General features: G+C 43.6%; 10 protein-coding genes and 1 pseudogene. 5 read left to right on the top strand and 6 right to left on the bottom strand.

What is annotated here, in order from left to right:
- The first annotated feature begins 7 nt into the window (after positions 1–7).
- Positions 8–5026, top strand: coding sequence for a CHAT domain-containing protein (locus tag ACFG4S_RS09185; protein WP_392534505.1), 5019 nt, complete (start codon positions 8–10; stop codon positions 5024–5026).
- A gap of 50 nt (positions 5027–5076) precedes the next feature.
- Here the strand turns inward: ACFG4S_RS09185 and ACFG4S_RS09180 are convergent, their stop codons facing one another.
- Positions 5077–5967: a hypothetical protein gene (locus ACFG4S_RS09180; RefSeq protein ID WP_392534504.1), complete on the bottom strand. Its 891-nt coding sequence runs from the start codon at positions 5965–5967 to the stop codon at positions 5077–5079.
- 391 nt (positions 5968–6358) lie between these two features.
- On the opposite strand from ACFG4S_RS09180, the gene ACFG4S_RS09175 reads away from it, so the two are divergent.
- Positions 6359–6889, top strand: coding sequence for a pentapeptide repeat-containing protein (locus tag ACFG4S_RS09175; protein WP_392534503.1), 531 nt, complete (start codon positions 6359–6361; stop codon positions 6887–6889).
- 120 nt (positions 6890–7009) lie between these two features.
- On the opposite strand, the gene ACFG4S_RS09170 is transcribed toward ACFG4S_RS09175, so the two are convergent.
- From ACFG4S_RS09170 to ACFG4S_RS09155, 4 genes and pseudogenes are all read right to left on the bottom strand, one after another.
- A complete protein-coding gene (locus tag ACFG4S_RS09170) occupies positions 7010–7789 on the bottom strand; it encodes a hypothetical protein (protein WP_392534502.1) in 780 nt (259 codons plus the stop codon).
- A 291-nt stretch (positions 7790–8080) separates the two neighbouring features.
- Complete coding sequence (gene sppA / locus ACFG4S_RS09165; protein ID WP_392534501.1) at positions 8081–9916, bottom strand: signal peptide peptidase SppA; 1836 nt, start codon at positions 9914–9916, stop codon at positions 8081–8083.
- A gap of 367 nt (positions 9917–10283) precedes the next feature.
- Positions 10284–10474: pseudogene (locus tag ACFG4S_RS09160) on the bottom strand (DUF2887 domain-containing protein); the annotation flags it as partial.
- 106 nt (positions 10475–10580) lie between these two features.
- Positions 10581–11483 (bottom strand): acyl-CoA desaturase, encoded by a 903-nt coding sequence (locus ACFG4S_RS09155; protein WP_392534500.1) that lies wholly within the window; start codon positions 11481–11483, stop codon positions 10581–10583.
- A gap of 171 nt (positions 11484–11654) precedes the next feature.
- Here ACFG4S_RS09155 and ACFG4S_RS09150 point away from each other — a divergent pair, with 171 nt between their 5' ends.
- Together ACFG4S_RS09150 and ACFG4S_RS09145 are read left to right on the top strand one after the other, a co-directional pair.
- The gene (locus ACFG4S_RS09150; RefSeq protein WP_392534499.1) at positions 11655–12884 is read left to right on the top strand and encodes a TetR family transcriptional regulator; all 1230 of its coding nucleotides are present in this window, start codon (positions 11655–11657) and stop codon (positions 12882–12884) included.
- 83 nt (positions 12885–12967) lie between these two features.
- Positions 12968–13417 (top strand): DUF4332 domain-containing protein, encoded by a 450-nt coding sequence (locus ACFG4S_RS09145; RefSeq protein ID WP_392534498.1) that lies wholly within the window; start codon positions 12968–12970, stop codon positions 13415–13417.
- A 243-nt stretch (positions 13418–13660) separates the two neighbouring features.
- On the opposite strand, the gene ACFG4S_RS09140 is transcribed toward ACFG4S_RS09145, so the two are convergent.
- Entirely contained in the window at positions 13661–14275 is a 615-nt protein-coding gene (locus tag ACFG4S_RS09140) for a TetR/AcrR family transcriptional regulator (RefSeq protein ID WP_392534497.1), read from the bottom strand.
- A 286-nt stretch (positions 14276–14561) separates the two neighbouring features.
- Between ACFG4S_RS09140 and ACFG4S_RS09135 the strand changes: the two genes are divergently transcribed.
- The gene (locus tag ACFG4S_RS09135; protein ID WP_392535943.1) at positions 14562–16097 is read left to right on the top strand and encodes a M16 family metallopeptidase; all 1536 of its coding nucleotides are present in this window, start codon (positions 14562–14564) and stop codon (positions 16095–16097) included.
- The last annotated feature ends 6 nt before the right edge of the window (positions 16098–16103 follow it).

Genomic DNA, 16103 nt, shown 5'->3' with positions numbered 1-16103 from the left:
TACTTCGATGTCACCATTGATCTCCATTGTCATCGTCAATTACAACCGGGAGGCTTACCTTCAAGAAGCGATCGCCAGTGTCTTAGCGCAGACATGGCAAGATTTTGAGTTACTAATTTGGGATGATGGTTCCACAGATGGATCGGTGGCGATCGCCAAAGCATCTGCTCAACAAGATGAGCGAGTGCGAGTAGTTACAGCACACCATCAAGGAGTGGCTGCGGCTTGTAAAGCAGCGATTAACCAAACTAGCGGCACTTACATCGGTATAGTTGACAGTGATGATATCCTAGCCCCTACCGCCCTCGCTCAAACCGCCACAGTACTAAATTGTCACCCAGAAACAGGATTTGTTTATACCGACTACTTAAATATCGATGCAGATAGCCAAGTTCTCGGTTATGGCGATCGCTGTAACATCCCTTATTCTCCTGAAGGTTTGTTAGTAAACTTTATGACCTTCCACTTCCGCCTCATGCGCCGTTCAGTTTACAACCAAGTGGGAGGTGTCAATGCGTCATTTGCTGGTAGTGCCTATGATTACGATTTATGTTTAAAACTTTCCGAAGTAGCCCAGGTGCGTCAACTTAAACAGCCCCTCTACTTCTACCGGATTCATTCTCAAAGCATCTCTGTTAGTAGAAGAACAGAACAAATACTTTGGTCACAAAAGGCGATCGCCCAAGCACTTTGGCGACGCGGATTAGCAAATAAGTTACAAATTGATATAGAACTGCCCGTAGGTCGCTTCATCTTGCGGCACAAAAAAGAGGCAGAGGGGCAGAGGGGATGGGGAGCAGAGGGGAAAGAAGACCTTTTTTGTAAAAAACCTTCACTGTCTAGTATCGCTGCTTCAGTGCTAGTTATTGCCTCCCTGGGAAGTCCCACATTAGCCCAAGCACAGCAAATAGTTCCTGCTAAGGATGGTACAGGCACAATTGTGACTCCCAACGGCAATCGACTTGATATTACAGGCGGTACAACTTCTAAGGATAATGCTAACCTCTTCCATAGCTTTCAAGAGTTTGGAATTTCACCACAACAAATTGCCAACTTTCAAGCCAGTCCGGCGTTACAAAATATCCTTGGTCGGATTACAGGCGGAAATCCTTCCATTATCAATGGTTTAATTCAGGTGACAGGTGGTAGCCCTAACCTGTTCTTGATGAATCCAGCCGGATTTATTTTCGGCTCAAACGCCAGCTTAAATGTACCTGCGGCTTTCACGGTGACAACAGCCAACGGAATTGGCTTTGGCAGCAGTTGGTTTAATGCTATCGGTGTTAATGACTACATTAATTTACTGGGAAACCCCAATGGATTTGCTTTTAGTAGTAATCAGCCAGGGGCGATCGTCAATGCGGGGAATTTGGCAGTAGGTACAGGGCAGAATTTGAATTTATTGGGCGGTACGGTGGTAAACACTGGGAAAATCTCAGCACCAGGAGGACAGATTTCTGTCACATCTGTACCGGGTCAAAATTGGGTGCGTATCAGTCAGCCCGGAAATGTACTAAGTTTGGAAATTCAGCCCCTAGCCTCTAGCAGCAACCAACCCAATAATTGGACAATTCCCATTGCATCTTTACCCGAATTGCTGACAGTTGGTAACACTGAGACTGGGTTAACTGCCAATCCTAATGGTACTGTGCAACTGACAGGTTCTAAGGTCAAAATCCCCACAACTCCAGGTACAACTATTGTTTCTGGCACAGTGGATGTCTCAGGTCAAACAGGCGGGACAGTAACTGCTTTGGGTACAAAAGTCGGGCTGATTGATGCCAACATTAACGCCTCTGGAACCAATGGCGGCGGCACCGTGTTAATTGGTGGCGATTACCAAGGTAAAGGAAGTTTACCGAATGCAGAGCAGACTTATGTTAACTCCAACTCCGTGATTAACGCTGATAGTAATTTGTATGGAAATGGTGGACGGGTAATTGTTTGGGGGGACAACACAACTCAGTATTTTGGTAAAATTTCGGCTCGTGGAGGAGCAAATGCCGGGAATGGTGGAAATGTCGAAGTATCAGGGAAAAATTTCTTGACCTTTAACGGTTTGGTAGATACTTCAGCAGTTAATGGCAGCTTTGGTACATTATTGCTAGATCCCAGTACACTGACCATTATCGATGGTACAGCAGGTACAGGTGATTTTGATGCCGCAGCAGGGAATATTGCCTTTGGGGATGCAGATATTGGGGCTAATACAGTTTCATGGGGTGCGATCGCTGCGTCGGGTGCAAATATCAATTTACAAGCCACAGGCAATATTACCATCAATGATATCACCGGAGCTACAGCCGGAGTAACTACCACCGCTGGGATTGCGACATTAAACTTGGGTATTGGCGGTAGTTTCAGCCTTAGCTCACAAAACGGTTCTGTAAACTTTATTGACCCTACCAACACAATCCAGACAAACGGAAGAGCAATAAACATTTCCGGAACCAGCCTATCACTAGGAAATTTAGATACAACTACTAATTTTTCTGGAAATAGCGGCAATGTAACATTATCTGCGATCGGTGACATTATTGCACGTAACATTATTACCACTGGCGGGGGTTACTCTCCCGGTAATGTCAACTTGTCTGCCGGTGGTAACATTATCACCAATAGGATTGACTCCTCTTCCAATAATGCTTCTGGTTCAGGTACGGGTGGCAGTGTAATAGCAACAACGACAAACGGCAGTATCACCACCGGGGCAATTAACTCATCTGTAGTCAAAACTGGAGGTGGCAATTTTATCGGAACGGCTGGCGCAGTCACCTTAACAGCCACAGATAAAATTACCGTTAATGACGCTATTGATGCCTCAGCCAGTGCCACTGGAGTGGATGGTACTGGAAATGTTACAGCTGGCAACGTGACTTTACGGACTACCAATACTGCTGGCAGCAATATTAGTTTTACCAGAATTAACACTCAAGCCATAGCCGACGACCTTGTTAATGGTAACACCGTTCAAGGTGGCAATGTGCAAGTGCTAACTAACGGTCTAATTCAAGGATCGGGGACGGGTGACACCATCGCAACTGGTGGATTTTTTACTAGTACAGCAGGTTCTACCATTCAACCTTTAGCGGGAGGTATTGTTAGCATTCGACATGATGGTGGTCCAAACAATGTGCCATTTACCGTAGGTGATGCCAGTGTTAATGGCACAGCAGGGTCAATTAATACGGGAGCAACTCTAATTACCTCTTTAAATAACTTTCCCGTCTTGCCAAATGGTGGAAATGCTACTGGCACCCCAAGCGGCATCACTATTACATCTGTCAACACGCCACCTACATTAACGGCAAACTCATCGCTACCCGATACCCAAACTAATCAACCAGTGACCTTAACGTTCTCTAGTTTGGCTCCACTGGTCAGCGATACAAATAATGACATCACCTTCATCCAAGTTGATGCGGTGAATACAGGAAATCTGACTGTCAATGGACTTCCCGTCGTCCCTGGCGTTACGACCTTATCTAGCGGCGATACTCTGGTCTATACACCTCCGGCAAATACTAATGGGTTACTAAATGCCTTTGTAATTAGTGCAAATGACCGCGTTTCCTCCTCTGCGCCTGTACAGATAGGAATCAACGTAAACCAGACTCCTATCCCAACTCCTACTCCAACTCCTATCCCAACTTCTACCCCGACCCCTAACCCCACTCCTCCCCCCTGCTCATTCGAGTGCGGTCCAAATAAAGTAGGTAACCCTGACCCAGGCAATCCTAAGATTGATAACCCTGTAATTAATACTGATGCTACTCCCGAAGATAAATTCACAGATGACTTTAGCGATCATTTAGGCATACCGAGTCCCAAAATTAAAACACTAGATGATGCCAAAGAAATTGCTCGCCAAATTGAGAAAGCTACTGGTGCAAAACCTGCATTTATCTACATTAGTTTTGTGCCTGTGGAAATCGTACCAGAGAGAACTAAAAAGCTGAATACCCTAGCAGAACAAAATACCGACGAACTGGAAATCGTGGTAGTCACTGCAAAAGGCAACCCCATTCGTAAGCGCATTCCCAAAACAACGAGAGCGAAAGTTTTAGAAGTAGCTCACGAATTTCGTGACGAAATTGTTAGTCCACAAAATCGTCGCCGCACTGGTTATTTGCCTTCATCTCAACAACTTTATCGCTGGATAATTACACCACTAGAGGCAGATTTACAAGCCAGAGGAATCAACAATTTAGTTTTTTTACCGGACATTGGGTTACGTTCAACTCCAATGGCGGCGCTTCATGATGGTAAGCAGTTTCTGATCGAAAAATATAGTATCGGTTTGATGCCAAGTCTCAGCTTAACCAACACTCTCTATACAGATATTAGAAAATCTCAAGTTTTAGCGTTGGGTATTTCTCAGAGTACTCAAGGCCAAGATCCTTTACCAGCAGTCCCTCTAGAAATATCAACATTGGTATCGAAACTGTGGCAAGGTAAATTATTATTGGACAAGCAAGCCACCTTAGAAAATCTCAAAAATATTCGCCGTCAACAACCTTTTGGGATTATTCATATGGCAACCCATGCTGATTTTACTACTGGCGCGTTGAATAATTCCTATATTCAACTGTGGGAGGACAAATTACGCTTGAACCAATTACGGCAGTTGCGGTTGAATGAACCCCAAGTTGAGATGATAGTGCTGAGTGCTTGTAGAACAGCCCTGGGCGATGAAGAATCAGAACTTGGGTTTGCAGGTTTAGCAGTATTGGCAGGTGTGAAAACTAGTGTTGCCAGTCTTTGGTCAGTTAACGATTCTGGTACAGCAGCATTGATGACGAAGTTTTATGAGAATTTAAGAACAGCCCCCATTAAGGCGGAAGCTTTGAGAAAGGCTCAAGTAGCAATGGCTAAAGGACAGATTTACGTCAAGAATGGTCAAATCCAAGGTTTGGGAGAAATCGGTAACTTGTCTTTACCTGCTGAAAGTATCGATCAACCTGATGAATCACTTATGCATCCTTATTATTGGGCTGGATTCACAATGGTTGGCAATCCTTGGTAAAGCAGAAAAATTAATTCATAATTCAGCGTTGCTGATTGCAGTATGAATTTTTAATTTGCTAGCCAAAAAGCGACGTTACGTACATAGATTTTGATATCTTCTAAGGCACGTGGCTCTTTTTTCATGCCATCTCCTGGTAGTTCATCGACAAAAGTGGGACAGCCTTTTTCAATATCCCAGTTGTAATCTACTAAATGATGAAAGCTTGAGTTAGCTACTGCTCGTCCGAGAATATTTCCTTGTCGATCTGGATGATGCTCGATCGCGACAACAAGATTGAAGTTACGATTTGTCACTAAACTTTTCCCTAAAGCAACTACCCGTGCATTAGTGTTGCCTGAAGGCGCTCCAATACCGCCTTCGTGGGGATGTGCTGGGAAAAATTCGATATGTCCCGAAGGTGAATTGGGATTTTTCAAAAGTTCATGAATGGGTTCAACAATGGTAATTTTTTGATAATCGCCGTTTGCCCCAGAATGATAGTTAGGCCAGGAAATATAAGTTGTGTATGAGTCATCTCGGTTCCAACGAGATTCATCGGGGTCGGGGTTTTTGGTGTTGAAATAGTGGATATCACCAATGTCAACTAAACCGCACATTGAACAGCCCATATCCTGATGATCGCGTGTTGTCAGAATACCGCCGCCACGTTGCCGAAAAGCATTAATTCCGGCAATGTCCTTTTCGGTTAAACCGTCACTCACTTCTAAGCCAAACAGCCACAGTTCGTCAAAATCTGATTTGTCGAGAGTACTTAATACTGGGTCACCACTTACTGTATCTGACTCATAATCGCGTCCTGTAACTTCAAATACAGAGTTTCCCGCTTCATCTTTAATAGATGCTAAGTAATCTTGTAACATTGAGAAACGAAAAATGCTCCAGTCATTTTCAGTCGTAGGAATCGTAGTCTGCAAAAGAATACGAATTGGTTTTGCCATAACCTGTACCAGACGAACACCACAATAGAGTATAGCGATCGCTTTGCACCAATGCTTAAATAATCTCTAAACATCTCTCCCAGGTATGAAAAAAATTCACAACTCCAGGTAGTAGTGCTAGCAGTTCAGGATGGCTAACCTAGATAAAAGTGATTTAGTATTCAATACTTTTCGGTTAAGGGGGAAAGGGGAAAGGGAAGGGGTTTGAATTTCACTTTCCCCATTGCCCTTTAACCATTCCCCAGACCAAAAAAGAGATTACTGGGTTTAACCGAAAAGTATTGATTTAGTATTGACTTTTTACCACATATATCCTTTGCAGCGCGTGCCGAGGATCTACTGCCTGTCTGGGTAGCCTCTATTCAAAGTTCTTTAGCAGAGCAAAACAGATATGAAAGCAGAACAACTCCTGAAAAATTATGCCGCAGGCATAAGAGACTTTACTGGTGTCAACTTAAGTGAGGCAAACCTCAGGGAAGCTAACCTCAGTGGCGCAATTTTAGATAGAGCCATTTTGGATGGAGCTAATTTGAGTCATGCTAATTTAGTGCAAACCAGTTTGATTCAGGCAGACTTGAATGGAGCAGATTTGAGCAATGCCAATCTCAGTGGTAGCAACTTAACTGGAGCCATCCTAGATGGAGCCATTTTGGATGGAGCAGCAATGGATGGAGCAAATTTGAGTCAAGCTGATTTGACAGTTGCCAAGCTGATTGAAACTAACTTGAGTGATGCGGAGTTACACGAAGCAAGCTTAATTGCTGCAAATTTAAATGGAGCGGATTTGAGTGGCGCAGATTTAACTGTCGCCGACTTGTCCCAGGCAAATCTCCACGAAGCAGACTTAAACCAGGCAAATTTAAACGGGGCAAATTTGGAAGGAGCCAATATAGAAGGAACAATTTTGGATGAGAATTTGTAAAAGGGAATGGGGCATTAGGAGTTAGGAGTTAGGAGTTAGGAGTTAGGAGTTAGGAGTTAGTATTATCTCCCCTGCCCCTTCGCCCCTCTGCCCCTCCGCCCCTCATCTCCCCAGTACCTTTTACACCAAATAACTCGTATTCGGTACGATCGCAAAAAAGGCATACTCATACCAGGCAGTCCAGATGAAACTGCGAATCCATCGCTGACGCTTTTCGGGACTCAATTCGTATTCAAATGCCCCATGCGCCGGATCGATGGAAGATAGGTGAGAGTTGCAACCGCAACCATGTTGATAAGTAAAACCATATTTGGAGGCAATACTTTGCACTTTCATTTGAATAGCAAATACCTTACCTGCATGGAGTATGGCATCCCAAGAACGTTTATGTTCGATGTCACGGGGGTCAAATCTTAAAGCACGTTCTTCAAAAATATGATCTCGGTAAATTGGTGCTAAATGCACATGATAAAAGCTGGCAGGGAGTTCGTAACCAAACTCATTGAATAAATCTATGCCAATACGAGCTACTTTTACCTCATCAGCGGACTCGATTCCCTTTGACTCTACCTCTCGGAGAATTTCTGCAAAATTGGGATAGCTCTGTTTCATAAAATCTTGCCCAAAAAACTCGAGGGTTTCCCATGCTAGCTGGGCAAATATTTGGGAAAATGACGGTATTAAATGAGCTAGTTGGGGGCGATCGCTAAACAAGTCAACTTCACCATGCTCTAATTTGTATAGAAACAACTGTGCCATCTCAACATAAGTTTGGGGATGGGAAAGTCCCACACTCGTGGTTCCTCTTGCAATCTCTTGCCATGTATGGGGTAGTTGAGAAACGTGAACCGCATTTTCTCCAGCAATGACTGCAACACGAGGACATTCGAGAAGTTGCATCGACAATCTCCATTTCAGACTTTAATGTGTAATTTACCCTAAGTGAGGCCTTGTCTGTATTCTCCACATAATTAAAAAATCTTTGACAGACTGTCTTAGATGGATGGGGACTGGGGAGCAGAGGGGCAGGGGAAAAGGTTAAAGGGTAAAGGGTAAAGGGTAAAGGGATAAATTTAACCTTTCCCCCTTACCCCTTTCCCTTTCCACCTTTCCCTTTCCACCTTTCCCTTTAACCTTTTCCCTTTTCCCACCTCTTGCAAAAAGCACTTTTGCAAGAGGTCTAATGCCCACCTACTCAATTTTCAAGTTGAAAGGTAACCGAGCATAAATTCCCTGTGGGTCGTTCATTTTTTGCAGAATTCCGATTTCTTGTTGCAGTTTTTGGAATTCGGCGGTGAGGGGAGTAGCTGGTTTGAGTTGGGTTTTCTCAATCCCGAAAGTATTTTGTACCTCTTGAGCTGCTCGCCCAAAAAAGCGTTCTCCCAAGCCGCCAGAGCGGGGATATTCTTGTAATTCCCAATCTTCTCCTAGTTTCGCTTGCTTGGCAGCATATGCGATCGCACTATTCAAACCGCCAATTTCATCCACCAAACCAACTTCTTTTGCTGCTACACCTGACCAAACTCTTCCTTGGGCGATTTCTGCAACTTTTTGTTCTGGGAGTTTCCGACCTTGAGAAACTTTATTCAGAAACATATTGTAAATCCGATTAACACTGCGTTGGTAAATCTCTAACTCTTGAGGCGATTTCGGGCGAGAAACTGTTTGACTATCAGCATAGCGTCCAGTTTTCACTGAATCCCAGGTAATACCATTGTCATTCGCCAGCTTTTGCCCATTAAATAATATTCCAAAGACTCCAATGGAACCTGTAATTGTATTTGGTTCGGCGAAAATGCGATTAGAGTCGCTAGCAATCCAGTAACCACCAGAGGCGGCGAGATCGCCCATTGATACTACAACTGGTTTGACTTGACGAGTTAATTTTACTTCTCGCTGCATCACTTCGGCTGCGGTAGCGCTACCACCAGGACTATTAATTCGCAATACAACTGTCTTCACATCCCGATCTTCTCGCAATTTGCTAAATATTTTCGCAAAGCGATCGCCTCCTACTTCTCCATCTTCACCTTTGCCATCGACAATCTCACCTTCAGCATAAACAACGGCAATTTTATTTTTTGAGTTGCGTTCTACACCTAAAGATTTGCCGCTAACTTCTCCATAATCATTCAAGTTAATTTGCCGAAATGTTTTCTCTTCTTTATCACTATCTGTGAGCTTTTTCAGGTCACTCACTACTTCATCGGCGTATTCTACTCGATCTACCAAACCACTGCTTTTAGCTTGTGTTGCTTCTAAAAACGCCTCATTATCTGCGATCGCCTGTAACTTTTCTGGTTCAATTTTCCGACTGGCACCCACAGTAGTGCGCCACTCTCCCCAAACATCATCCAATAACTTCTGAGTTTGTTCGCGGTTTTCTGGACTCAACTTTGTCAAAATTAACGGTTCAACTGCTCCTTTAAATTTCCCCACCCGCACAACTTGAACACCAATACCATACTTCTGCAATGCTCCCGTTAAGAACATCAGTTGTGAACTCAAACCGTTGACTTCCATTAATCCCAAGGGATTAAGGATAACGGAATTTGCTGCTGAACTCAGATAATATTCCTTTTTACTCCAGTTACTGCCATAGGCAACAACCTGTTTCCCAGCAGCGCGGAATTCCTCGAGTGCTTTCCGGATTTCTTTGAGAGAAGCATAGCCGAGATTGCTAGCTTCGCCGCTGCGTGTCCCATCTAGATAGATACCGACAATTCGCGGATCGCGCCGTGCCTTTTCTAAGGTTTCCACAACTTTGCGGAGTGTCATTGTCTCTTCATCGACACCTGAGAGTGCGTTCTGAAGAAATTTGTCGGAATTGGGTTCAGCATCAGTAATTTTCATGGATAAGTCAAAAACCAGCACTGACTTATCTTTCACCTGCGGACCTGTCTCTTTAGAAGAAGTTGCAGCTAATATCAGCAAAAATAGTCCGCTGGTTCCCAGTCCGGCGAAAATAATTAGTCCTAGTAAGCTGCCAATTAAACTAGCAAAAGTTTGTTTAATAAAGTTATTCATATCTTGTAAGTCTATTCTCTACTGATTTTTTCCTTTTCTTATAAGTAGCATTTAAGTAGCAGCTTGTCTTGCCCGGAAATCAAAAATCAGGGCATTTGGCATCAACGACATTAGGGTGGCAGTAATAACGCAAAACGGTTAAAACCTCATCCCCAATGCAAGAGGGCAACCTTGTCCAGTGTACTGCCATTGCTGATAGCCCATGTAGCGAAGGTGTGCCGACACGCATAAGGCTTAAGGTAATAGGGAATCTCGCGTGTTTCTACAGGGTTAGCGCGTCCAAATATTACCCATCGGGCGAGTCCTCTTGTCAATAGGTTTTGAGACGCCCTAGCCCTGCAACTCCGACAAACTAACTCACTGGGGATTTAAGAAAGTAAATCGGATTTTCTTCCCCTTGTGTTGGGAGAAAAACAGCACCTATGCGGAATGCAGTTTGCTTAATTTCAATTGAAGAGAATTTATAACTATCTGCAGTTTGAGGTGGGTTGCCAATTAATTCAAAACAATGCCATAAAATTCTTGAAAAAGGCGGTAAGAAATGCTGTCAGTTTTCACGCTTGATGTATTGCTGAGATTTTCCTCGTTGGGATTTTATCGTCAAAGAATATGTCATTAGTCATTTATCTTTGCTAATGACTAATGACTAATGACTAATTACAATTTAGCCGTGAGTTGCACTTTGAGGAGGACGCGAGGCAACCTTTTTAGCTAAACCTAAAGTCTGCAAAACTTGAATGCTCCACCAAGTTACATCAATTTCCCACCAAGATAAGCCAGATTTGGCCATGTGAGGATAAGTATGATGGTTGTTGTGCCATCCTTCTCCATAGGTTAAAAGGGATACCCACCAGAGATTACGAGCGCCATCATTGGCGTCAAAGGTGCGATAACCCCACAAGTGTGATGCTGAGTTCACAAACCAAGTTGAGTGCCAAAGTAAGACACATCTGACAAACATTCCGTAGATGACAAAAGACCATCCTCCTAAGACATATAGCAATAATCCTAAGGGAATTTGCAACAGTAAAAAGTAGCGATCTAGCCAGCGATAGAAGGGTTGTCTTGCTAGATCGGGAGCATATTTGTGATAAGTTTCATAGTCAAAAAACTCTGCACGCGGGTATAGAATCCACAGCATATGACTCCACCAAAATCCTCGTTGAGCAGAGTAGGGGTCTAGGTTAATATCTTCGGTGTGGGCGTGATGCTGGCGGTGTCCACCTACCCAAAAAATTGGCCCCCCTTGTAAAGCCATCGCTCCGATCAAGGCGATCGCATATTCTAACCATTTGGGAACTTGGAAACTCTTATGGCTCAGTAGTCGGTGATATCCCAGGCAAATACCAATACTCCCGAATAACCAGTGGAAAAACATTACCAAACCTAATGCTGACCAAGAGAAAAACCAAGGAGCTAGTAGTGCTAAGACATGAAATGTAGTAAAAAATACTACATTTGTCCAACTGAGTTTAGGTGGATTTCCTGTCTCAGGAATGATGCCTTCTCTACGAGAGGCAACGCCTTCGCCAACGCCTTTGGCGATCGCTCCAAAATTTGCGGTCATAAAAATTCCTCTTGATGGATGATCGAGCGATTTGCCTTTTCTCGGATGCCATCCCCCAAGGGATTTACCCAATCTGTACACTAGTTCGTTACAGTAGAGTCAAGCAAGTATCGCTTACATTTTTATCCTAGCAGTAGTCTTATAATGGTGCAAGTGCCACTTGCATATTTTATGTCGTCTCAACTTATTTCAACTCGTCAACGCCTTATCCAAGCTGCACTTGAGTTATTTACTGCTCATGGAGTCAGCGCTACCACAACCCGGCAAATAGCTGAAAAAGCTGAAGTCAATGAAGTGACATTATTCCGAAATTTTGGTAACAAGCATGGGTTGCTTTTGGCTGTGCTGGAAGAGTCCGCAGCCTTCAAGAATCTCGGTGAGTCGCTGGTGCGGCGGGCAACTCCTCCTGGTAATGTTTACCAAGCTCTCAAAGATTATGCAAGTGACACCTTACACGCATTAGAACGAGTGCCAGAGTTGGTTCGCTCTGTGGTGGGGGAAGCCGACCAATTCCCGGCGGAAAACCGCCGCGCCTTAGGCCGGGGGGTAACAGAGGCAAACCGTTATGTAGCGCAGTATTTAGCTACTATAATCGAGCAAGGACATTTAAATACCTATCTTCCAGCAGAAAAATTAGCCAGTTTACTCAATGGGATGATTTTGGGATATGCCGTAATTGAATTCACCAGTGAATTCCATGAACTTTGGGAGGATCGGGATGATTTTTTGGAAAATTTGGTAGAGTTGTTTTTACATGGGGCAATGTCATACTCTGGGGAATCACCAGCTAACTCCTTACAAGGAGGTGCGATCGCCACAGAAGTAGCTGATTTACCTGGTAGTTTGGTTCATGAAATTCTGCAACAAGCCAGGAAATTGGGAATACGAGATTATGCCTTAGCCTATGTGTTATTTGGTGCTGGGTTATCTGCTGCAGAAATAATTAGCTTAGAGCGATCGCACCAAATTTATGATACTCAAGGACACTTCCTACAAATTACAATTCCCGGCTTTGTCCGGCAAGTACCTGTAAATCAGTGGATTTTGGGCAAACGCTACGGTTATTACACGAATAATCCCTTAATCAAATTGCTGAAAAATCGTAAAGATAATCAAACAGCAATGTTTCTGAATGAAACAGGCAAACCGATTTCCGAATCAGAGCTTCAGATACGTTGGGAACTATGGAGTGAGGGATTGTTAACTCCCCAAGGACAACCGCCAGCCATCGCCCAAGCACAACAAACTTGGCGGGTAGAAATGTTAATGCGGGGAATTAGCTTAGAAAACCTGGCTATTTTGACAGGTTGCGATCGCGCCCAATTACAAGCCTATGCTCGTCGAGCCAAAGAAAAAGCCGCCCTAGAGCAAGCTACCCGTTTAGATCAAAAACCAGGATAGAGAACCGGGAAGATAAACTTTCACGCACGCTGCACGCTACGATTGTCACAATATTTAAATACGCTTATGTTTTATTTTTACAAATGTCTGCTAAGCACAGAGATAATCGAAATCTTGTCGCATCTGGTGACTGGCCAATTGAGCAATTACCTGGACTCAGCCAAGAAGAACAATCCCAACTACAAAATTGTGGGATTACCACCACAGTAGCGCTAGTAAAACAAGGAAAGACTCTGGAGGCAAGGGTGGCGTTAGCAAATAAACTCCAGATTCATCTTCAGTATGTAAATAAATGGATGGCTTTGGCTGACTTGGCACGTATTCCCAGCGTAGGTACACAATATTGTGGTTTATTGCTTCATGCAGGTATTGGTTCTGTGGCACAGTTAGCTCAGACTCCTACTCACAGATTGCACAAACAGATTTTGCGCTTGCAGGTAGCAACAATGCAGCGACGAGATTTGTGTCCAGCAATTGAGTTAGTACAACAGTGGAGTCAGCAAGCGAAGATAGTGGGGACTGTTGACTGTTGACGGATGACTGTTGATTAATGACTGTTGACTCTTGAATAGGGAGATGAGGGAGACAAGGGAGAATAATAACTGTACGTTCGGTTGAATACTTATAGTTAAGACTGACGCTCTGACACACCAGACACGGAGACACGGGCAATTTTGAATTATGAGTAATTAACCGGACTTGATATAACTCCTCAATCAACAGTCAACAATCAACAATCAACACTCATCAGTCAACAGTCAACAGTCAACAATCCCCTAATCTTTAACCAATACTCCATTAAGAAAAATATCAGCTAGTCCTTCTGCCATGTGCTGCATTTCTTGGGGGGAGGCGTCTGGTTCTATGAGGGTGTTGTTAGAAAAACCAGCGATCGCAAACATTCCTAAGAAAACTTTGGCGACTAGTTTAGCATCTGTTTGGCGATAAATGCCTTTATCCATAGCTGTTTGAAAGAAGGCTTCGCCGACATCGGTCATTTTAGCAATGACTTCTAATTGAATGCGATCGCGTAAATCGGGGTGAAATTGCACTTCCATAAAACAAACGCGCATTAAATCGGCATTTTTTTGGAAGTTCCACATCCGACGACGCATCACCTGAGCTACAGCTTTATAGCTACCCATTTCACTTAATTCTGTCAGTAAATCTGTCAGAATCTCCACCCATCCACTTGTAGCTACTTCTACCAAAATCGCTTTTTTATTGGGAAAATGACGAAATAGAGTGCCTTCAGCTACACCTGCTGCCTGTGCTAAATCACGGGTGGTAGTGCCATCAAATCCCTGAGACGCAAACAAGCGTTGTGCTGCCTGTAAAATCCGGGTGCGTGTCTGAGCCTCTGATGGTGGGGGAGAATTAAAAACTCGCATAACAGTTATGGTGAGATATCCGGAACAGGATTTGTAACATTATTGTCTAACGTCAAGTTGAAAAAGCCGAAAAAGCTTAATACAACATTAACGCCCTATTTGCTAAGTAGCGTACTTCTTCGGTAGTGTAACTTTATCTTAATTTTTGCTTATGAACAAACTCAGTCGGTCAATTTGGGATTTTACGTCGCGTCTTTCCTTGGCTTGCAGCTCAACTTGGATTCTGGAATTGCCAAAGAATCTATCCCTAACATCCCGTAGGCTGTTTGTCGCTTTGTTGGCCTCAATGGTTTTTTGCTGGGGATGGCAGCCAGAAATTGCTCTGGCTCAAACTCAAACAATATCTCCTCCCCCACCAACGAAAACTCAAACTTTGCCAGTTCCTAGTTCAATCCAACCTTATCTAGATGGAGTCATCAAGAAGTTAACCGAGTTTCGCCTCGATAATGGTTTGAAATTCATTGTTTTGGAACGACATCAAGCTCCTGTAGTTTCTTTTTTGACCTATGCTGATGTCGGTGGTGTAGATGAGCCTGATGGCAAAACAGGTGTAGCCCACTTTCTAGAACATTTGGCATTTAAAGGCACAACGCGCATCGGTACAGAAAATTACACGGCAGAAAAACCCCTACTAGAACGCTTGGAACAGTTAGATACTCAAATTAAAACAGCAAAAGCTGATGGCAAAAAAGATGAAGTTGCCAAGTTAGAAGCTGAGTTTAAAGAAGTGGAATCCGAAGCAGGTAAACTAGTCAAGCAAAACGAAATGGGGCGAATTGTCGAACAAGCGGGAGGCGTGGGTTTAAATGCTAATACTTCAAACGAAGCTACCCGTTACTTTTACAGCTTTCCTGCCAATAAGTTGGAACTTTGGATGTCGCTGGAGTCGGAGCGATTTCTCGATCCTGTAATTCGTCGTGAGTTTTATAAGGAAAAAGATGTAATTTTGGAAGAGCGACGGATGCGGGTGGAAAATTCGCCCATTGGGATGATGCTGGAGAAATTTATTGATACTGCCTATAAAGTCCATCCCTATAGGCGTCCGGTGATTGGTTATGACAAAGATATTCGTAACTTAACACCAGCAGATGTACAAAAGTTTTATGACGCTTATTATGTACCAAGTAATTTAGCGATCGCTATTGTCGGAGATGTTAATCCGACTGAAGTGAAAAAACTAGCACAAACTTATTTTGGTCGCTATCAAGCAAAAGCCAAACCTGTGGAAAAAATCTCGGTGGAACCGCAACAAAAACAAACACGGGAAGTCACTTTAGAACTACCTTCTCAACCCTTGTATTTAGAAGGCTATCACCGTCCGGCAGTTACTCATCCAGATAATGCAATCTATGAAATCATTGGCAGTTTATTAAGTGATGGGCGCACCTCCCGACTGTATAAATCTTTGGTAGAAAAGCAGCGCTTAGCCTTAAATGCTCAGGGTTTCAGTGGTTTTCCTGGGGATAAATACCCAAACCTAATGTTATTTTATGCTCTCACAGCTCCTGGTCATACAGTTGATGAGTTAGCGATCGCTTTACGCCAAGAAATTGACAAATTAAAAACTGAGCCTGTTGCCACAGATGAGTTGCAACGAGTAAAGACCCAAGCACGAGCGGATTTATTACGCACTCTAGCGTCTAATACGGGGATGGCTCAACAGTTGTTGGAATATGAAGTGAAAACTGGCTCTTGGCGGAATTTGTTTAAGCAGTTGGATGACATTGCTGCGGTAACTCCTGGTGATATTCAGCGCGTAGCAAAAGGAACGTTTACGCCGGAAAATCGCACCATTGGTAAGTTGTTGTCGAAACCAGCTTAAGAGAAA

It is taken from the genome of Nostoc sp. C117 (genome assembly GCF_043099735.1).
Taxonomy (GTDB): Bacteria; Cyanobacteriota; Cyanobacteriia; order Cyanobacteriales; family Nostocaceae; genus Nostoc.
This window is presented reverse-complemented; position numbering and strand designations above follow the sequence as displayed.